Annotated in this window: 16 protein-coding genes and 1 riboswitch; of the genes, 8 read left to right on the forward strand and 8 right to left on the reverse strand. The window is 46.0% G+C overall.

Features of this window, described 5'->3' with window-relative positions:
• Nucleotides 1-331: 331 nt before the first annotated feature.
• From malT to AC5JQI_RS01780, 6 genes are all read left to right on the forward strand, one after another.
• Nucleotides 332-3046 (forward strand): HTH-type transcriptional regulator MalT, encoded by a 2715-nt coding sequence (gene malT / locus AC5JQI_RS01755; protein WP_493913510.1) that lies wholly within the window; start codon nucleotides 332-334, stop codon nucleotides 3044-3046.
• A 223-nt stretch (nucleotides 3047-3269) separates the two neighbouring features.
• Nucleotides 3270-4520 carry an aspartate aminotransferase family protein gene (locus AC5JQI_RS01760; protein ID WP_493913511.1) on the forward strand — a complete coding sequence of 417 codons (1251 nt, stop codon included), beginning with the start codon at nucleotides 3270-3272 and terminating at the stop codon, nucleotides 4518-4520.
• Complete coding sequence (locus tag AC5JQI_RS01765) at nucleotides 4520-5581, forward strand: zinc-dependent alcohol dehydrogenase (protein WP_493913512.1); 1062 nt, start codon at nucleotides 4520-4522, stop codon at nucleotides 5579-5581. Before AC5JQI_RS01760 ends, AC5JQI_RS01765 begins: the two co-directional genes overlap by 1 nt.
• A gap of 24 nt (nucleotides 5582-5605) precedes the next feature.
• Complete coding sequence (locus AC5JQI_RS01770) at nucleotides 5606-6256, forward strand: HAD family hydrolase (protein WP_493913513.1); 651 nt, start codon at nucleotides 5606-5608, stop codon at nucleotides 6254-6256.
• A gap of 192 nt (nucleotides 6257-6448) precedes the next feature.
• A complete protein-coding gene (locus AC5JQI_RS01775; RefSeq protein WP_493914585.1) occupies nucleotides 6449-7558 on the forward strand; it encodes an MFS transporter in 1110 nt (369 codons plus the stop codon).
• A gap of 14 nt (nucleotides 7559-7572) precedes the next feature.
• On the forward strand, nucleotides 7573-8169 hold the full coding sequence (locus tag AC5JQI_RS01780; RefSeq protein WP_493913514.1) for a DUF1349 domain-containing protein: 597 nt from the start codon (nucleotides 7573-7575) through the stop codon (nucleotides 8167-8169).
• 158 nt (nucleotides 8170-8327) lie between these two features.
• On the opposite strand, the gene thiH is transcribed toward AC5JQI_RS01780, so the two are convergent.
• The 7 genes from thiH to AC5JQI_RS01815 form a co-directional block, all read right to left on the reverse strand.
• Nucleotides 8328-9452 (reverse strand): 2-iminoacetate synthase ThiH, encoded by a 1125-nt coding sequence (thiH, locus tag AC5JQI_RS01785; protein ID WP_493913515.1) that lies wholly within the window; start codon nucleotides 9450-9452, stop codon nucleotides 8328-8330.
• Complete coding sequence (locus AC5JQI_RS01790; protein ID WP_092552097.1) at nucleotides 9449-10216, reverse strand: thiazole synthase; 768 nt, start codon at nucleotides 10214-10216, stop codon at nucleotides 9449-9451. Before AC5JQI_RS01790 ends, thiH begins: the two co-directional genes overlap by 4 nt.
• Before the next feature lie 27 nt (nucleotides 10217-10243).
• The gene (gene thiS, locus AC5JQI_RS01795) at nucleotides 10244-10444 is read right to left on the reverse strand and encodes a sulfur carrier protein ThiS (RefSeq protein ID WP_237386793.1); all 201 of its coding nucleotides are present in this window, start codon (nucleotides 10442-10444) and stop codon (nucleotides 10244-10246) included.
• Complete coding sequence (locus AC5JQI_RS01800; RefSeq protein WP_493913516.1) at nucleotides 10441-11265, reverse strand: HesA/MoeB/ThiF family protein; 825 nt, start codon at nucleotides 11263-11265, stop codon at nucleotides 10441-10443. Before AC5JQI_RS01800 ends, thiS begins: the two co-directional genes overlap by 4 nt.
• Nucleotides 11259-11933 carry a thiamine phosphate synthase gene (gene thiE, locus AC5JQI_RS01805; protein WP_493913517.1) on the reverse strand — a complete coding sequence of 225 codons (675 nt, stop codon included), beginning with the start codon at nucleotides 11931-11933 and terminating at the stop codon, nucleotides 11259-11261. Before thiE ends, AC5JQI_RS01800 begins: the two co-directional genes overlap by 7 nt.
• The gene (thiC, locus tag AC5JQI_RS01810; RefSeq protein ID WP_493913518.1) at nucleotides 11917-13908 is read right to left on the reverse strand and encodes a phosphomethylpyrimidine synthase ThiC; all 1992 of its coding nucleotides are present in this window, start codon (nucleotides 13906-13908) and stop codon (nucleotides 11917-11919) included. The genes thiE and thiC overlap by 17 nt, the downstream gene beginning before the upstream one ends.
• 148 nt (nucleotides 13909-14056) lie before the next feature.
• Nucleotides 14057-14181: riboswitch (TPP riboswitch) on the reverse strand.
• Between the two features lie 53 nt (nucleotides 14182-14234).
• Entirely contained in the window at nucleotides 14235-14906 is a 672-nt protein-coding gene (locus tag AC5JQI_RS01815) for an HAD family hydrolase (RefSeq protein WP_493913519.1), read from the reverse strand.
• A 243-nt stretch (nucleotides 14907-15149) separates the two neighbouring features.
• On the opposite strand from AC5JQI_RS01815, the gene nudC reads away from it, so the two are divergent.
• Nucleotides 15150-15926: an NAD(+) diphosphatase gene (nudC, locus tag AC5JQI_RS01820; protein WP_493913520.1), complete on the forward strand. Its 777-nt coding sequence runs from the start codon at nucleotides 15150-15152 to the stop codon at nucleotides 15924-15926.
• 130 nt (nucleotides 15927-16056) lie between these two features.
• On the opposite strand, the gene dcp is transcribed toward nudC, so the two are convergent.
• Entirely contained in the window at nucleotides 16057-18261 is a 2205-nt protein-coding gene (dcp, locus tag AC5JQI_RS01825) for a peptidyl-dipeptidase Dcp (protein ID WP_493914586.1), read from the reverse strand.
• Nucleotides 18262-18703: 442 nt separating this feature from the next.
• On the opposite strand from dcp, the gene hemE reads away from it, so the two are divergent.
• Nucleotides 18704-19768 carry a uroporphyrinogen decarboxylase gene (hemE, locus tag AC5JQI_RS01830; RefSeq protein ID WP_493913521.1) on the forward strand — a complete coding sequence of 355 codons (1065 nt, stop codon included), beginning with the start codon at nucleotides 18704-18706 and terminating at the stop codon, nucleotides 19766-19768.
• The last annotated feature ends 1 nt before the right edge of the window (nucleotide 19769 follow it).

The following is a 19769-nucleotide window of genomic DNA, read 5'->3' on the forward strand; positions in this document are numbered from 1 at the left end:
ACATCATCCCGTGAAAATATTCACGGGGAGGAGTGGAAGGGCGTAGCTATTTCTTTCGAATCTTTTCGCAATTCCATTGAGAAATGGAAAGGTTACAATCCCAGAATGTGACAGGGTGCAATTTAACACGATGTAATCAATCAACTTGTTTGCAAAAGATGGGCGTTTCTCTAAATTTGGTTGGGCATTTGATAAATGCTAATGATGTAAGTGATCAAATAGCCTCGGTCAAAATTTTCATACTCAATGAATTTCGGGTTTAAGCCAACAAAGCTATAGCTTGAAATACCAAGGGTATATTGATTTCGTTGCTTGTGAAGGGAGGAAATTAATGCTTATCCCATCGAAACTCAGTCGCCCCCTTCGCCTGAGTAATATGGTCATGCGGGAGCGCTTGCTAGACAAGCTCAATTCAGCACAGGATCATCGGCTTGTATTGATAACCAGTCCTGCCGGATATGGTAAAACCACCCTGATGTCACAGTGGGCTGCCAGACAGCATAATTTGGGGTGGTATTCACTGGATGACAGCGATAATCAGCCAGAACGTTTTGCCAGTTATTTGATTGCGGCCATTCAGCAGGCAACACAGGGGCACTGTGTGAAAAGTGAGATTCTGGCCCAGAAACATCAATATGCCAACTTATCCGCATTGTTTGCTCAACTGTTTATTGAACTCAGTGAATGGCGGCAATCAGTTTTTCTGGTAATTGACGATTATCATCTGATAGTTAATGGCCTGATCCATGAAGCGATGCGTTTTTTTCTCCGCCACCAGCCAGAAAATTTAACGTTGATGATTTTATCACGCCACCTGCCATCGTTAGGCGTTGCCAACCTGCGGGTACGAGAACAGTTATTGGAGATTGATAGCCAGCAATTGGCATTTGATTATCAGGAAACCCATCAGTTTTTTGCCAACCGTTTGGCAAATCCGTTGGACGCTGATAATTGCAGGCAACTATGCAACGATGTTGCGGGATGGGCAACGGCTTTGCAGCTTATTGCTCTTTCAGCCCGCCAATCGGGCAATGTGGCTGAAATATCAGCCAAGCGTCTTTCAGGGATTAATACAACTCATCTGGCTGATTACCTTGTCGATGAGGTTTTAAATCGAGTGGATCAGGCGACACGAGATTTTTTGCTGCATAGTTCTATTCTGCGTTCCATGAATGATGGGTTGATTGTTTGTCTGACAGGGGAGGAAAACGGTCAGCAACGTCTTGAAGATATTGAACGGCAGGGGTTGTTTATCCAGCGAATGGATGATTCTGGGGAATGGTTCTGTTTTCATCCTCTATTTGCTTCATTTTTGCGGCAGCGTTGCCAATGGGAAATGGCAACGAAATTGCCTGAATTACACAGGGCGGCAGTAAAAGGATGGTTGATGCAGGGGTATCCGGGAGAAGCTATTCATCATGCCCTTGCTGCCGGAGATACTGTGTTGCTACGGGATATTTTGCTGCAACATGCTTGGGAGCTATTCAATCACAGCAAACTTTCCTTGCTGGAGGAGTGCATGAATGCACTGCCATATGAACAGTTATTGGAAAGTCCTCGTTTGGTATTGTTACAAGCATGGTTGGCGCAGAGTCAGCATCGCCATTATGAGGTAAATGCACTATTGAATCAGGCTGAACAATCGTTGAAGCTGAAACAGATAGCCATTGAGCCGGAGTTGTTGGGGGAATTTGATGCTCTGCGAGCCCAAGTAAACATTAACGATGGGCGACCAGATGACGCAGATGCTTTGGCTGAGAAGGCATTGGCGACCCTGCTGCCTGATAATCAATATGGCCGTATTGTGGCAATGTCGGTGAAAGGGGAAGTCTTACATTGCAATGGGCAACTGAACAGCGCATTGGCCCTGATGAAGCAGACGGAGCAACTTGCCCGACTCTGCCATGTTTATCACTATGCGTTATGGGCTTTGTTACAGCAAAGTGAGATTTTGTTGGCGCAAGGTTATTTGCAGGCTGCCTATGATACCCAGACCCATGCATTTGATTTAATACGTGAACAGCATATGGAACAGCTGCCAATGCATGAATTTCTGCTGAGGATCCGTTCGCAGCTTCTGTGGTGTTGGGCCCGCATTGATGAATCTGAAGAGGCGGCACGCCGGGGGCTGGAAGTGCTGTCCAATTTCCAGCCACAACAGCAATTGCAATGTTTGACCCAATTAGCGAAATGTTCTTTGATCCGTGGGGATATTGATAATGCCCGTCGTTATTTATCCCGTTGTGAGAATCTGCTGAACAATGGGCATTATCATCGTGATTGGCGAACAAATACTGACAAACTGCGTGTCATCATCTGGCAGAGTTTGGAAGATAGCAACGCGGTGACTCAATGGTTGCTACAGGCAGAACGGCCAGAAAGCTTCTGTAACCATTTCAACCAAAATCAATGGCGCAATATTGCCCGGGCAAAAATCCTGCTGGGGCAGTATGAAGAAGCTGAATCTATATTGAAGAAGTTGAATGAATATGCGAGAAAATTGTCTCTGATTAGTGACTTGAACCGTAACCTTCTGCTGTGCAATCTGCTGTACTGGCAGCTTGGACGTAAAGCTGAGGCTCAGGATGCTTTGATGGAAGCATTGAGTTTAGCTAATCGCACAGGGTTCATTAGCCATTTTGTTATTGAAGGGGAATTAATGGCTTTGCAATTTCGCCAGCTCATTCAGCTCAACATATTGCCTGAAATGGAACAGCATCGTGCGCAGCGTATCCTGCGCAAAATCAACCGCCAGCATCGACATAAGTTTGCCCATTTTGATGAGGCGTTTGTTGAACAATTACTCACGCATCCTGATGTGCCGGAACTTATCCGCAATAGTCCGCTAACCCAGCGTGAATGGCAGGTATTGGGTTTGATTTATTCTGGTTATAGCAATGATCAAATAGCCACAGAGTTGGATGTGGCGGCGACCACGATTAAAACCCATATACGAAATTTGTACCAAAAGATGGGGATTACGCACCGGCAGGAAGCTATTCAGCAGGCCCAGAGTTTAATGCAGATGATAGGGTTGGGAGTTTAATTATTTTATCTAATACTATTTCTTAATGTGATTTGTTTATTTTTAATATTATTAATAAATATTAATCAAGGAGGATATGCCGTTAAAATATAAATTAAATTTTAAAAATATTTAATATTTTTTGTGGTCTTTTTGTGATCGTAATCCGATTTAAATGCGCTTAATCTCATCACGGTAGGGTATTTTTTTTATTGTTTAAAATAACTAATAGTGGTGAGTCATTATGGAAATTAAGAACCATCTTGAAGATATGCTTTCCCGTTTTGTTGGCCAAGGCCCTTACTTGGTTATTGACGGTGAAAAATATATTGATGCAGCATCAGGAACGTTTAATTTGCCGCTTGGATATACAAATCACAGGATTGCAGAAAAGCTCAAACAGCAAATTGATAGATGTACGCATTTGAGTTCGGCTTATACGCATGAAATGTCGCAGTATATTTTGAGTAAACTCGTGAAACATACGCCGGAAGGAATAGATCGTATTTGGTTTAGGGATGTTTCCGGTTCTGGGGCGGTTGAGTGTGCCATCCGTATAGCGCAAAAAGCCACTGGGCGTTCAGGCATTATTTCGTTCTTTCTTGCACATCATGGTCAATCTTTGGCGACAGCGCAGATCTCTGGTAATGCATTCAGAATAAAAGATTTCCATATCAATATTGATGGCTCGATAAAAATTCCGGCACCCGACAGTGTTTTGGCAGAATCACAATCACAGTCGGAAAAAGTGCCGTTTGTCGATTTGGAACAGTTCATTCAATTAGGCTCTAGCGACAATATCGCATGTCTGATTATTGAACCAATTCAGGGGAATGGCGGCAATACTGTTTTCCCTGTTGAGTTCTTCCGTAAGATTAGAGATATCTGTCATCAGCATGGCATCATCATTATTGCAGATGAAGTGCAAACAGGTTTTGGGCGCACAGGAACGTTCTTTGCATCGACGGGTTATGCCAAGGATCTGGAGCCGGATATCATCGTATTTGCTAAAGGTGCAGGTGCTATCGGTATTCCGGCTGGCGGTGTGTTGATGCGTCATTCACTGGATGTATTGGAATCGTTTGAACATTCGAGTACTTCTGGTGCTAATCCTCTTTCTTTGGTTGCCCTCAATGAAATTATCGACATTATTGAAGATGATCACATTTTGGAAAATGTACAACAAAATGAAAGCTATTTGCGCAATGGATTACTGGGGTTACAGCATAAATACCCGGAAATCATGAAGGTCAGGGGGGTAGGTTATATGTATGGATTCGATACACCATCTCCCGATTTTGCGGCTCAAGTGATTGCAACTGCCAGTCGGCACCATTTGATCTTGCGCGGTTCCCGTTATGGTAAAGGGAAAGCAATTAAAGTCCGTCCACCACTGGTTTGTACACAGGCACATTTGAATGAAATCCTGCATAAGCTGGATCTGACATTCTCAGAATTAACTGCCTCTGCACCTGTATATAGGGAGATTGCATAATGCTAGCGCTTAAATACCATCAGGCATGGAATGTCCGGATCCAACAAGTTAATCCGTTGTTTTGTGTCGAAGCTGATGACGTTGTTGTTGATATCGCGGTGTGTGGGATCTGTGGCACAGATGTGGGGATTATTACTGATTCTTATCCTGTTGCTGTATCAGGAACCACGCTGGGCCATGAAACCGCTGGCATAGTTGCTCAAGTCGGCAAAGGTGTGACCCGGTTTCAAGTGGGAGATCGTGTTGTGATCAACCCGACTTATTCTTGCGGGCATTGTCGGATGTGCCAAATAGGAAACCCTAATCATTGTGAGAAAAAAATGGGGACGGAAGCCGGAGTTTCCTATGATGGTGCATTTGCGGGCCAATATCTGGCAAAAGAAAATCTGCTAATCAAGCTGGATGAACATGTCAGCATGGAAGACGCGTCGTTGACAGAGCCATTGAGTTGCACACTGGCGGGAGTGGATAAACTTGGGATCACCCACACGAATATTCGCGCGGCAGTAGCGGGTGCCGGCCCTATGGGAATGCTGTATATCTGGGCATTGCATGAGCGGGGCGTCAAGGCATTTATGGTTGAGAAAAATGAGAGCCGGAGGCAGTTTGCCAAAAATAATTTGCCGCCGGAATGTCAGTTATATTCCGATTTTGATGAAGGGCTGATTCAGGAGTATGGCGATAAGACAATGTTGCTTGATTTATGCGTCGATACGACAGGGCAATTGACCGAGTATATTTTTGACCATCTGGCTCCCGGTGGAAAGTTACTGAATGTAGCCCTGAAAGATAAACATTCCAGTTTAGATATTATGAAAATTGCCGATAAAAGCCTCTCTGTCATCGGCTCCATTGATTCTTTGAACAACAGCTTTGAACGCGCTTATGCCATGATCCGTGATGGTATCATTCCCGTAGGACGCTTGATTAGCCATGTATTTGATTTCAAAGATTATCAACAAGCTTTCCTCACAGTTGGCTGTGATATCTCGGCAAAAACTCAAATACCGCTCAGTACCCCAAACTGCAAGGTATTGATACGCATATCCGACTTAAAATAATGAATTTTTTGAAGGCTATTTTTGATGGATAAATGGAATGTCATTTTTGATATCGACGGCGTTATTGTTGATAGTGAACAACTGCACTTTGACGTATTACTTGATGTACTGTCTGATGCATTAGGCGAACAAGCACCAGACCAAATAGCGGATATTCAACCACAGCAATTGATAGGGCTCAGTCTGGCGGAAACTTTGGATAAGGTTGGATGTCCATCATCAATGCAACAAGACATTACCCAAAAAATTATTTCGCGTTATAAAGTAAAATTGTCAGGGCATTATCTGCGTCCGGGAATTACTAATCTGATTGCTGCCCTGCAACAAAATGGTACTAATTTTGGATTTGTTTCCACGGCACCGCGTGATGTGTGTTTAACCAATCTTGCTCTGCTGGATCTGCATGAACTGCCCGCCTTGATTTCGGGTGATGATGTAGAAAGAACCAAACCTTTTCCTGATCCCTATTTGGCTATGCTGAAGCTGAAAGAGATGGATGTTCATCAAACATTAGTGATTGAAGATACTGATTTGGGGATTGCGGCGGCAAAACAGGCTGGTATTCCGTGGATATATGCCTGGCCTCACGCTTTGTCTCTGACAGAGCAATATGAGCAGGCTACCGGCATTATTGTGAAGTTAGCGGATATTCCCCAGTTTGAAGGTATTGTTTGAAAGTATTGCTTGAAGGTATTAGTCCCAAGTTAATGTGATGCTTTGATGATAAACATTGGATGTCTTTTTTGATGCCCTTCGATAAATTTAGGGGAGGGCATGATTTTAAAAAAGAATAGCTTTAAAAGAATATAATTTGGAGGAATTAAGTTGTCTGAAGAATATTTAGCCTCTTCGATAAAGCAGCCGATCATGGCAACGCGGCTCTCGTTTTTTATTGCAGGATTCAGCATTGCGAGTTGGGCACCACTGATCCCGCTGGTAAAGGAACGATTGGGGTTGAGTGATGGCTCAATGGGGTTGCTGATATTGATATTTGGTATCGGCTCTTTCATTATGATGCCGATTGCAGGAATGCTGGCGACTCGTTTTGGTTGCCGGAAGGTTTTTACCGTCTTTGCCTTGCTAGCAATTTTAATATTACCGGGGCTTAGTGTGTTCTCTACACCATTGACACTCGCTTGTACCTTATTTTTATTCGGAGCAGGAATTGGGGCGACCGATGTAGTGATCAATATTCATGCGGTTAATATTGAGAAACAGGTGCATCAACCGGTTATGTCGGGTTTCCATGCGTTGTTCAGCTTGGGGGGGATTGCCGGTGCAGGTCTTGTCAGCTTATTGTTGTTTATGGGCATTCCTCCATTTCAGGTCACCGTTGCTGTGGCGTTATTCATTATCCTGTTGTTGCTGCCGACGTGGAATGGGTTACTGGATCACGCTGAAACGGAGGAAACGCCATTTTTTGCCTTACCCCGGGGTACTGTTATTCTGATTGGCTCTCTCTGTTTTGTCGTTTATTTAATGGAAGGTTCCATGCTGGATTGGAGCGGGATCTTGCTAAGTAGCGTGCATGACATGAGTCTCCATCAGGCTGGTTTTGGCTACACACTCTTCGCCATTACGATGACATGTGGCCGATTGTTGGGCGATAGAATTATTGCGGCTTTTGGATACCGGCGTGTATTTTTGGGCAGCGCAATTTTAGCAACATCCGGTTTTGTTCTTATCTATCTGGCTACTGGTATGGTTCAGCTGGGAATTTCTTTCCTGATGATAGGTGCAGGATTGTCTAACTTGGCACCGATGTTTTTCACCGCATCCGGGCAGCAAAAAGTAATGCATGATGCGTTAGCAGTTTCTGCCGTTTCGACAATGGGATATTCGGGGATACTGCTTGGCCCGGCAATTATCGGAGGTTTAGCCCATCAAATAACGCTACATGGCGCTTTTGGCTGTATTGCTTTGCTGTCTCTTTCATTATTAGCGGGATATGGTTTGATTAATCCCACCAAAAAATAACAGGATAAATATTGATGAATTTGCAGGAATGTCAGTGGTTGAATGAACCTGCTTCATGGTGGCATCAGGAAGATGAACTTCATGTCACGACGGATCATAAAACCGATTTCTGGCGTGATACATGGTATGGTTTTCAGCGTCACAGTGGTCATGTATTTGGTGGCTATATTGATGATTTTGAGCTTGAAGACGGTTTTACCGTTCAGTTTTGCATTGAAGGCCAGTTTGAGCAGTTATACGATCAGGCTGGCATTATGTTGCTGGTGGATGAGCAACATTGGCTGAAAGCCGGAATCGAACATTCTGACGGGCAGGCAACCATTGGTAGTGTGCTGACAAATGGAGGCTCAGACTGGGCGATGGGAATTTTTCCGGGTAATCCCGATAAGTTTTGGCTGCGGCTTACTTATGGAGAGGATGCTATCCGGTTACAGTATTCCACTGATGGTGTGACATGGCCGTTACTGAGATTGTCTCCTTTTAAGGTGAGTAATCGGCGCATTTTTGTTGGCGCAATGTGTTGCTCGCCGGAGCGTGAAGGATTACAGGTGAAATTTTCTGATTTCAGGTTGACGCCATCAATGAAAAAACACCTGCATGATTTGAGTTAGTGGCTTCACTAAATATCCAGGAGAAGGTTTGATTCAACTCTTCTATTAGTGTGTTATGACGTACTAATGGTTTTTTATCCAATTATGATCTTATTTTGGTGCATTAAAAGATAAGGTGCTGTGGTTGCAGCACCTCAAAGAACGATTCTTTAAGATAATTACCGACCCAAATAATTATCCCAATCTTTCCAGACGGGTTGTAAACCGGATCTGGCTAAGGTTTCAGCGATCTGAAAAACGGGACGATTGTCGTGGGGAGCGAATTGTTCCAGCTCGTGATGCCCATCGGCATAGCCGCCCGGTTGGGTTTTGGAACCTGCACTGATGTTATTGATCGCGAGTGGCACAACGTGATCGCGGAAGAAAGGTGACTCGCGGGTGGAAAGTGAAAGTTCTACATCTGGTGCCAGCAGGCGAAATGCGCAAATCAATTGCACCAATTCGGCTTCATTCATGATGGAAGCTGGTTCAATGCCGCCTGCACAGGGGCGTAGCCGTGGGAAGGAGATGGAGTAACGACTTTTCCAGAATTGTTTTTGCAGGAAAAGCAGATGCTCCGCTACCATATAGCAATCGGTTTTCCAATTGTGGGATAACCCGATCAAAGCACCCAATCCAATCTTGTCGATACCTGCCCGTCCAAGGCGTTCTGGTGTTTCCAGCCGCCAGTGGAAATCCTGTTTTTTGCCTTTTAAATGGTGCAACTGATAGCTGGGTTGGTGATAAGTTTCTTGGTAGACCATCACGCCAACTAGCCCCAGAGTTTTCAGTTCGGCGTACTCTTCTTGTGCCAATGGTTGGACTTCCATTGAGACTGAACTGAAATGGCGATGTATCAAGGGAAGATAGCGGCGAAAATAATTCATGCCAACTTTGTTTTGATGCTCTCCTGTTACCAGCAAGATGTGCTCAAATCCCAGTTTCTTCAGTGCCAAGCATTCCGCCTCAATTTCCTGTTCATCCAGCGTCTTGCGTTTAATGTGATTACTCATGGAGAAACCACAATAGGTACAGTCGTTGGCACACAGGTTGGAAAGGTAGAGTGGGATAAAAAATCCCACGGTATTACCAAAACGCTGGCGGGTGAGTTGCTGCGCACGCTGGGCGAGCGGCTCAAGATACGGCAGAGCAGCAGGGGAAAGCAGTGACATAAAATCATCCAGAGTCAGACGGTCGCTATTTAGTGCGCGTTCAACATTCTGTGATGTTTTACTGTTGATGCTCAGGGTGATGTCATCCCAATCCAATTGTTCCCAGCGCTGGCGAAAAGTGGCGGATTTCATAATGCCCCCAGAAAATCAGTCAGCGGGCTGGAAGCTTCAGCGTGAGATTTCTGGCTTGCTACGCCCGCCTGATGTGACAGTTCGCCGGCTTCAATGGCGGTTTTGAACGCCAATGCCATTTTTACCGGATTGCGGGCAACCGCAATCGCGGTATTGACCAGCACCGCATCCGCGCCCATTTCGATGGCGGCCAGCGCATGGCTCGGCGCCCCGATCCCTGCATCAACAACGACGGGAACGTTAGCCTGTTCAATGATGATTTGCAGAAAGTCGCGGGTCAGCAAGCCCTTATTTGAGCCGATAGGTGCCCCCAATGGCATGACAGCCGCACAGCCAACCTCTTCCAGCCGACGGCACAGGACGGGATCCGCACCACAATAAGGCAGGACGATAAACCCTTCTTTCACTAATTGTTCAGCCGCTTTCAGCGTTTCAATCGGATCGGGCAGCAGGTATTTGACATCGGGATGGATCTCCAGTTTTACCCAGTTGGTTCCCAATGCTTCCCGCGCAAGATGAGCGGCGAATATCGCCTCTTCTGCGGTTTTTGCGCCAGAAGTATTGGGGAGCAGCTTAACACCCAACTGTTGCAGCGGCGCGAGAATGCCATCTTCATTGCCATGAAGATCGATTCGTTTCATCGCCATTGTTACTAATTGACTGCCAGAAGCGCGGATTGATTCGATCATTAATCCTGCATTCGAGAATTTGCCGGTTCCGGTAAACAGGCGGGAGTGAAAGTGAGAATCAGCAATCTTTAACATAATTAGCCTCCAACAATATTCGCTACATTAACCACCGGCAATGGCCTGAAACAGCAGGATACTGTCCCCGTCATTAACCTGATGGGTATGCCATTCTGAACGCGGGATAATGGCCTGGTTGATGGCTAAGGCGATACCTGATTGAGTGCGTTGTATATGTTCAAGCAACTGTCTGATTGTGACGGGCGCACTGAGTGTGATCGGTTGATCGTTGACGATAATATTCATGCGACTTCTTTTCCTGTTTCATTTTTGCCGCTATTCGCGTTTTCAGGCTCATTTTTTGCGATAGTGGCTTGTTGGGCAACCGCTCGGCAAATCGGGCACTGTGATGACCGGGTAAGCTGTAACGTACTCCAGCTCTGTTGTTTGCCATCAAATAACCGGAGTTTTCCGTTTAAGGGAGAGGGAAGGCCAGCCAGCATCTTGATGGCTTCTAATGCTTGCAATGCGCCGATCACACCAACGATGGGACCTAATACTCCGGCTGTCCGACAATTGCGTTGCGGTTCTTCCTGATCGGGATAAAGGCAGGTATAGCAGCCGTACTGATAAGGAGGGGAGAGAACCAACAGTTGCCCGCTGAAACCGATGGCACTGCCGCTGATAAGTGGTTTGTTTTCTGCAACGCAAGCGGTATTGATGGCATGGCGGGTTGCCATGTTGTCGCAACAATCCAGTACTAAATCTGCTTTCCTGACTGCGTTCAACAAAGATTCATTATCTTGCCTTTTGGTCAGTTCTGTTACTGTGATCAGTGGGTTCAGGCCTGTCAGTTGTTTTACTGCCAACTTTGCTTTATTTGCGGGAATATCACCTGTGCGATAGAGGATCTGGCGTTGCAGATTGGAGATATGCAATTGGTCATCATCCGCAAGATAAAGAGTTCCGACTCCCGCTGCTGCGAGATAGAGTGCCGCAGGTGAGCCTAATCCACCGAGGCCAACAATCAGTACCTTGCTGATTTTTAGTTTTTCCTGACCTTCAGGGCCAATGTCTTCCAGTAATAATTGGCGACTGTAACGCATAAATTCTTGATCGTTTAACATAAAAGCCCCCGATCCTGACCTTCAACTAAATGAAGTAAACTGGCTGTTACCTGCCGCCAGTCTTTCGCTTTTGTAATGGCACTGACCAGTGCCACGCCACCGACACCGGTTGCAACAACATCCGGTACGCGTTCCAGTGAGATGCCGCCAATGGCAACGGTAGGATATTCCGGTGTTATTTCCACTTGATGTTTGAGTGTGTCAAGTCCCTGTGGTGATGAAAGCATCTCTTTCGTGGTGGTAGGGAAAATATGCCCCAGTGCAATATAAGAAGGACGCAGGGCTTTTGCCCGCGCCAGTTCCTGTTGGCCATGGGTGGAAATACCCAGACGCAATCCCGCTTGCCGGATGGCATTGAGATCAGCGATATCCAGATCTTCTTGTCCCAAATGAACGCCATAGGCTTGGTGTTTAATAGCTAAGCGCCAGTAATCGTTAATGAACAAACGGGCGTTGTAGTGGCGGCCAAGTATTATGGCAGTTTGAATATCTTTCTCTACCTGCTTTTCTGGTTGATCCTTGATACGCAGTTGCAGGGTTCTGACGCCTGCTTTCAGTAAGCGCTCAATCCATATCAGGGAATCCACGACAGGATAAAGCCCCAAGCGTTGTGCTGTCGGAGCAAAAGGAGCTGATAGATGTGTTGATGTGTCAGGCTGACTTTTCATGGGGTACCTCCTCTGCGCTGTGATAAAGTTCACTGCCACGGGTGCGAAATTCTTCCGACATATGTTCCATTCCTGCTTCCTGTTCTAGTTTTGCTGCATAATCGCGTACATCTTGCGTAATTTTCATGGAGCAGAATTTTGGCCCGCACATAGAACAGAAATGGGCGACTTTGCCGGATTCTTGCGGCAGGGTTTCATCGTGATAGGCGCGGGCGGTATCAGGGTCAAGTGCCAGATTGAATTGATCTTCCCAGCGGAATTCAAAACGTGCTTTTGACATGGCATTGTCACGGATTTGAGCACCGGGATGGCCTTTAGCAAGATCAGCGGCATGGGCCGCGATTTTGTAAGTGATCAACCCCTGCTTCACATCTTCTTTATTGGGTAAGCCGAGATGTTCTTTGGGGGTGACGTAACACAGCATGGCACAGCCAAACCAACCGATCATGGCAGCCCCGATGCCGGAAGTGAAATGGTCATAACCGGGGGCGATATCGGTTGTCAGTGGCCCTAAGGTATAGAATGGCGCTTCGTGGCAATGCTCCAGCTCTTCCATCATATTACGGCGGATTAACTGCATCGGGATATGCCCTGGTCCTTCGATCATGACTTGAACATCGTATTCCCATGCGATTTTGGTCAGCTCGCCGAGCGTATGCAGTTCTGAAAATTGTGCTTCGTCGTTGGCATCTTGAATTGAACCAGGGCGCAGTCCATCCCCCAAAGAAAGGGAAACGTCATAGGCGGCGCAGAGTTCACAGATTTCCCGAAAGTGGGTATAGAGGAAGTTTTCCTGATGATGGGAAAGACACCATTTCGCCATGATGGAACCACCACGGGAAACAATGCCTGTCAGCCGTTTGGCAGTCATTGGAACATAGCGCAGCAATACCCCGGCATGAATGGTGAAATAATCAACTCCTTGCTCGGCTTGCTCCAATAAAGTGTCGCGGAACATTTCCCATGTCAGGTTTTCCGCTATTCCGTTAACTTTTTCCAGTGCCTGATAAATCGGGACAGTGCCAATAGGAACCGGACTGTTGCGCAGTATCCATTCGCGGGTTTCGTGGATATAGCGTCCGGTGGAGAGATCCATCACGGTATCTGCGCCCCAGCGGGTAGACCAAATCAGTTTTTCCACCTCTTCTTCGATGGACGAAGTCACGGAGGAGTTACCGATGTTGGCATTTACTTTAACCAGGAAATTGCGGCCGATAATCATTGGCTCGGATTCCGGGTGGTTAATATTGGCGGGGATAATCGCGCGACCAGCCGCCACTTCCTGACGAACAAATTCTGGTGTGATGTTTTCCGGTAAATTGGCGCCGAAATTTTGTCCCGGATGTTGTTGGCGGAGCACTTCACTGTGAATGCGTTCACGCCCCATATTTTCGCGCAGTGCGATAAATTCCATTTCTGGTGTGATGATGCCTTGGCGCGCATAGTGCAATTGGGTGACGCGCTTTCCTTGCTTGGCTTTCAGCGGATGCGGGCGATGGCGAAAACGCAGGTGATCAAGCCCTGCGTCTGCGAGGCGTTGTTGGGTAAAGTCGGAGCTAAGAGTGGAAACGGGTTCAATATCATTGCGTTCGTCGATCCACGATTGGCGGATTTTGTGCAATCCCGTTTGTATATCCAGTACGGAAGTAGGATCGCCATAAGGGCCTGAGGTGTCATAAACCGGAACTGGTTCGTTTTCCTCAAATTGGGGATTCTCTTTGGTGCCGCCGGTGAGTGTAGAGGAAAGTTGGATCTCACGCATCGGAACTTGGATATCAGGGCGTAAGCCTTCAAGATAAATACGTTTTGAATTGGGAAAAGCCACCCCTTGAACGGTGTTGATAAACGTCTGTGCGGCATCTCGTTGAGCCTTGCGCGGCCTTGCCTGATGGGGTTTTGGAGAAATATCAGCTGTTGGGATAATGGTATTTGGAATAGCGGTATTTGAGATAACGGTATTATTGGACTTAGACATAGCAAATTCCTGACTGTGTTATCACCTGTCTCATTGCTGGTCAGGCTTAAGTTGAGAAAATTGCTTGTCTGGAGCTCGCAGGGAGTAATGGTTTGTAGCTGAACATGGTTTGTACACGATGCTGTCATAGGTGTACGTAATAATCAGCGAGGTGATTACTCTTGTTCCCTTCGCGGGTATTAGCCCGATCAGGTTCTGCGGATCCCGAATAAACGGTCTCAGCCTGTGTCCATCGTGGTATACGCTGAACGCTAGGCACTCCGACAAGAAAAACACCCCAGAGTATAAAGGGGATTATAAAAACTACAACCTTTAACTGTAACCTTTTAGTGTGACCCTAAAGTCCAGTTCAATTGCGTCCATCCGTGAATTTCGGCTTCCGATTGCAAACGAGGGTCTGCATTGATGGTAAAAACTTCGTCAGCAAATAAACACATTGGTAAATCATTTATAGAGTCTGTGTAGAATGAAATATGCTGCGGAGATAAATTCTGTTCTGATAGCCATTGCTGCAAGCGGGTGACTTTTCCTTCGCGGAAAGTGAGGGTTCCCAGAACATTACCGGTATAGCAACCCTCTTCCATTACCATGTCGATCCCCATTACGGTTTGGACACCGAATGCAGCCGCAATTTTCTTCACCACGAAAGAGACGGTGGCGGAAATAATAATGATGGGAATGTCTTGCTGCCGGTAAGTATCCAGTTGTTTTTGGGCTGCGGGATAGATGAGTGGTTTGATTTTTGTTTCTACAAAATCAGTTAGCCAGATATCAACTTGTTCTTGGGAGATTTTGTGCAGTGACTGCATGCTGAATGCCAGATATTTGTGCATATCCAGCTTACCTGCACAGTAGTCAGCTATCATTTTCTGGTCTGCCTCAAGAAAACGGGGATCAGTAATGATATTTTTCTCCCATAGATATTGTGTCCATAACCGGCCGGAATCTTTGCAAATTAATGTTTCATCTAAATCAAATACGGCAATTCGCTGTGACATGGTTGCTATTCCTCAATTTAATTTAATGTATTTTTATTTATTTAATTCGGATCGTATACCTGCAAATTTTCAATTTGTAGAGTAGTCAACAAAGATGACACTTGAAAGACGAAGAGTATAAATGAGTATTAATTAGGGTGGCTAATAGAGCAGATTGCAGACGGAAGATAATGAAAAGAGTATGCTGAATTTGGACAAAATGCCATGAAGACAATCGTACAACTCATGATGGAATAGATATAGATGATACAGCAAAAATTGACAGGTACAGAACAGGGCTGGTGGATTGTCAGTCTTGAGAATCAAGTCTGGCTACCACAGGGGGAATTACCAACAGGGACTGCCCGCGAATGGTCATTGCAGAACCACATGGCGCAGCCCATCGGAGAATGGTTGGGGGATACAGTGTGGCTGATCCGCCATAAAATGGCTTCAGATATGTCTTCTCACCGCTTATTTGTTGATCGGGAAACCAAATTATTTCAATTGGTAGGGCGTGCTGTGCAATTGGCTGAGTTTTATCGTTCACATCATTATTGTGGTTACTGTGGTCATGAAATGAAGCATAGTCAACATGAATGGGCCTGTTTGTGCAATCACTGTCAGGAATGTTATTACCCACAAATTGCTCCCAGTATTATTGTTGGCATTCGTCGTGATGACCATATTTTGTTGGCACAGCACCAGCGTAGCCGAAATGGTATTCATACTGTGCTTGCTGGGTTTGTGGAAGTCGGTGAAACGTTGGAAGAAGCGGTGCATCGCGAAGTGATGGAAGAGAGTGGAATTAAAATCCGTAACTTGCGATATGTCGCTTCTCAACCATGGCCTTTCCCGAACTCATTGATGGTAGGATTTTTGGCCGATTATGATAGCGGTGAAATTACAATTGATCCCGTTGAACTTATCAGCGCAGACTGGTATCGCTACGATAACCTTCCTTTGATCCCTCCTTCTGATACGATTTCCCGTCGTTTAATTGAAGATACGGTTGTGTTATGTCGCCAGCAGTCATGTTAATTGCTCAATGAGTTGAGAAAGGCCTTTTAAAAACATGTTCGGATCTGCAAGGGGATAACCGGCAACGGCTAATACAACTGTGACTGTATATCCCCTTCATTTTAAAACCCATAAGGTATGGCAATATACCTTATTCTTTTTGTTCCTTTAGGCCCCGGTTTTCTAGCATAGGCTCAATACTTGGTGGCTTACCGCGGAAGTCGATATACAGCTTTTCCAGGTCTTCACTATTGCCATGTGACAGCACCTTATCGCGGAAACGTTGTCCATTTTCTGGCGTCAATCCTCCGTGTTCGGTAAACCAGGCAAAGGCATCGTCTGCCAGCATTTCTGTCCACAGATAAGCGTAATAGCCGGCAGCATAGCCGCCACCCCAAATGTGTTTGAAATAGCTGGAACGATAGCGCGGGGGCACGTAGCTGAGAGCGATATTGTCTTGTTGCAGAGACGCCTCTTCAAATTTATCTACATCCTTCTGTGGCTGATCAGCGGCCAGCATATGCCAGTGCATATCTAACAATGCGGCTGACAGCAGCTCAGTCATGAGGTAACCTTTGTTGAATTTGTCAGCCTTATTGATCTTATCCACCAACGCCTGTGGCATGGTTTCACCGGTTTGGTAATGCTTGGCGTAATGGGCAAATACCTTTGGATCACGCGCCCAGTATTCATTAAGTTGTGAAGGAAATTCCACAAAATCACGGGCGGTATTGGTTCCGGACAGGCTCGGATATTTCTGATCGGCAAACATGCCGTGCAAGGTATGCCCAAATTCATGGAACAGGGTAATCACTTCATCATACGACAATAGTGCGGGCTGGCCCGGCGCAGGTTTGGTAAAGTTGGTTACGTTGTAAATCACCGGTTTGGTTCCAATGAGCTTTGACTGACCGACAAAATTACTCATCCAAGCTCCACCCCCTTTGTTGTCGCGTTTGAAGTTATCGGTATAAAACAACGCCAACGGCTTCCCGTCTTTATCGAAAACTTCATACACGCGGACATCGGGTTGATAAACCGGAATATCTTTACGTTCTTTAAAAGTGATGCCATACAGCAGATTAGCAGCATAGAATACGCCATTGTTCAGAACGTTATTCAGCTCGAAATACGGCTTAATCTGTGACTCATCCAAATCATATTTTGCTTGGCGTACCTGTTCAGCATAAAACGACCAATCCCAAGCCTCCAGCTTGAAGTCTCCTTTTTGCTGGTCAATCACTGCCTGAATGTCTTTGGCCTCGCGCTCAGCGCGTGCTGTTGCCGCTGGTACAATATCGCGTAAAAATTTCAGCGCGGCTTTAGGCGTTTTTGCCATCTGATTTTGCAGTTTCCACGATGCATAATCCGGGAAGCCCAGCAGCTTAGCCTGCTCAGCACGGAGCTTCGCTAATCGGCTCAGGGTTTGACGCGTGTCATTATCGTCACCTTTTTCGGCTCGGCTCCACGAGGCTTCAAATAACGCCTTACGTGTATTGCGATCTTTCAGGTCTTGCAAACGTGGTTGCTGAGTGGTGTTTTGCAATACCAACAGCCATTGGTTGTCTAGCTTACGCTCATTGGCAGCCTGAGCAGCCGCAGCAATTTCGCCATCGGATAGCCCACCCAGCCAGGCTTTATCTTGAACCACCAGCGCGCCATTCTTGGTTGCTGCCAGCAATTTATTGGTGAACTGGGTACTGAGTATTGCTGCTTCCTGATTCAACGCTTTTAACTTTACTTTATCCGGATCAGACAAGTTAGCCCCTGCTAACTCGAAGCGTTGATAAGTCACTTCCACCAATCGGCGCGATTCCGGGTCCAGATTCAACGTTTCGCGCTGCTGATAAACAGCTTTGATACGGTTGAACAGTTTACTGTTCAACATAATTTCATCCTTCATCGCCGCCAGCTTTGGTGAAACATCCTCATCCAGTTTTTGTAGTTTGTCAGTGCTGTTAGCCGATGTCATCGTTCCAAATACGCTAATTACCCGTGTCAACATTGCGCCTGATTTCTCCAGTGCGACAAATGTATTTTCAAAGTCAGGCGTGGCGGGATTATTGGCTATCTTCCCGATCTCTTCCAGTTTCTGTTTAATACCGGCAGTAATTGCGGGTGCATAGTCTGTTTCTTTTATTTTATCGAACGGAGGAGCCTGAAATGGTAGTTCGCTTGTGGAGAAGAAAGGGTTTTTGCTCTTGTACTGCTGTTGATTAGCTTCACCGCTCACACTCACCTCCTTTACCTGATCACTTGATGCGTTCGTGTGGTCAGAACCCGGTTTATTTTCTTCGGCCTGCGCCTGAGTGCCTAGTGCCAAGCCAATAGCCAGTACTAAAGTGGATAAACGTATCAATCGAAACTCCTCCATGTAGGTCTAATAGGTTATTTATCAATGAAAATAACTTCATAAGTACTTTGATGCAGTCAATTAACTAACGTAAATCAATTCATTTAACGATTTACTGAAGAGCGCGAACAATGAAGGATGATGGCAACGTGAGAAGTCCTTCCTTTGTATAACACATTGGTAACACAAATGTAACATAATGGAGGCAATGAGCTGGTAGGCATAGTCCTTGTTCCGGGTTTTGTGACTCCGCCCATAAATTTTTTCAGCCGGTGTCGTTCGTTATATACCCAATGGATTTCGAGTTACAGCCAATAAAGCCGTAGTTTGAAAGACGACGGGTGTTGCTGCTTGAACGTTTATTTATTGGAGGTCAAGACGGAAGTTCGGTTTCCGACGTGTTATCATGCGCACGCTTTTTGTCGATAATCAAAGGGAGCCTGTCATGAATGAGTTGAAAAACGACCGCTATCTGCGTGCCTTATTACGTCAGCCTGTTGATATCACACCTGTGTGGATGATGCGTCAGGCCGGTCGATATTTACCAGAATATAAAGCGACACGTCAGGAGGCGGGAGATTTCATCTCGTTATGTAAAAATACTGAGCTGGCTTGCGAAGTCACGCTTCAGCCCCTGCGCCGTTTTCCTCTGGATGCTGCGATCCTGTTTTCTGATATCTTGACTATTCCTGATGCGATGGGGTTGGGGCTTTATTTTGAAGCAGGAGAAGGGCCACGTTTTCAATCTCCGGTTCTTAATCATGCCGATGTGGAAAAATTGCCTGTCCCTGATCCAGAAATGGCGCTGGGCTATGTGATGGATGCTGTTCGTGCGATCCGCAAGGCGTTGGCAGGTCAGGTTCCTCTGATCGGTTTTTCCGGTAGCCCGTGGACACTGGCAACCTATATGGTTGAAGGAGGAAGCAGCAAGGCATTTACCAAAATTAAAGCCATGATGTATGCTGAACCTGCGACATTGCATATGTTACTGGATAAATTGGCAAACAGCGTTATTCTATATCTGAACGCGCAAATTAAAGCGGGCGCTCAATCTGTCATGATTTTCGATACTTGGGGTGGAGTCTTATCTCATCGCGCTTATCTGGAGTTTTCCCTGCAATATATGCATAAAATTGTAGATGGATTGATCCGTGAACACGAAGGCCGTCGTGTGCCTGTTACCCTGTTTACCAAAGGGGGAGGTCAATGGCTTGAGGCGATGGCGGCAACGGGGTGTGATGCACTTGGGTTGGATTGGACGACGAATATTGCTGATGCCCGCCGTCGTGTTGGAGATAAGGTTGCTTTACAGGGTAATATGGACCCATCCACGCTGTATGCTGCACCGGCGCGAATTGAAGAAGAAGTTTCGAGAATTTTACAAGATTTTGGTGTAGGCAACGGGCATGTTTTCAATTTGGGACATGGCATTCATCAGGATGTTCCACCAGAGCATGCCGGCGCCTTTGTCGAAGCAGTACACAGACTTTCAGCAAAATATCATCAATGAC

The organism is Xenorhabdus sp. XBWT, from assembly GCF_059072735.1.

Excerpts from the sequence above, each read along its gene's own strand:
- malT (WP_493913510.1), top strand. The coding sequence starts at position 332 with ATGCTTATCCCATCGAAACTCAGTCGCCCCCTTCGCCTGAGTAATATG.
- AC5JQI_RS01760 (WP_493913511.1), top strand. The coding sequence starts at position 3,270 with ATGGAAATTAAGAACCATCTTGAAGATATGCTTTCCCGTTTTGTTGGC.
- AC5JQI_RS01765 (WP_493913512.1), top strand. The coding sequence starts at position 4,520 with ATGCTAGCGCTTAAATACCATCAGGCATGGAATGTCCGGATCCAACAA.
- AC5JQI_RS01770 (WP_493913513.1), top strand. The coding sequence starts at position 5,606 with ATGGATAAATGGAATGTCATTTTTGATATCGACGGCGTTATTGTTGAT.
- AC5JQI_RS01775 (WP_493914585.1), top strand. The coding sequence starts at position 6,449 with ATGGCAACGCGGCTCTCGTTTTTTATTGCAGGATTCAGCATTGCGAGT.
- AC5JQI_RS01780 (WP_493913514.1), top strand. The coding sequence starts at position 7,573 with ATGAATTTGCAGGAATGTCAGTGGTTGAATGAACCTGCTTCATGGTGG.
- thiH (WP_493913515.1), bottom strand. The coding sequence starts at position 9,452 with ATGAAATCCGCCACTTTTCGCCAGCGCTGGGAACAATTGGATTGGGAT.
- AC5JQI_RS01790 (WP_092552097.1), bottom strand. The coding sequence starts at position 10,216 with ATGTTAAAGATTGCTGATTCTCACTTTCACTCCCGCCTGTTTACCGGA.
- thiS (WP_237386793.1), bottom strand. The coding sequence starts at position 10,444 with ATGAATATTATCGTCAACGATCAACCGATCACACTCAGTGCGCCCGTC.
- AC5JQI_RS01800 (WP_493913516.1), bottom strand. The coding sequence starts at position 11,265 with ATGTTAAACGATCAAGAATTTATGCGTTACAGTCGCCAATTATTACTG.
- thiE (WP_493913517.1), bottom strand. The coding sequence starts at position 11,933 with ATGAAAAGTCAGCCTGACACATCAACACATCTATCAGCTCCTTTTGCT.
- thiC (WP_493913518.1), bottom strand. The coding sequence starts at position 13,908 with ATGTCTAAGTCCAATAATACCGTTATCTCAAATACCGCTATTCCAAAT.
- AC5JQI_RS01815 (WP_493913519.1), bottom strand. The coding sequence starts at position 14,906 with ATGTCACAGCGAATTGCCGTATTTGATTTAGATGAAACATTAATTTGC.
- nudC (WP_493913520.1), top strand. The coding sequence starts at position 15,150 with ATGATACAGCAAAAATTGACAGGTACAGAACAGGGCTGGTGGATTGTC.
- hemE (WP_493913521.1), top strand. The coding sequence starts at position 18,704 with ATGAATGAGTTGAAAAACGACCGCTATCTGCGTGCCTTATTACGTCAG.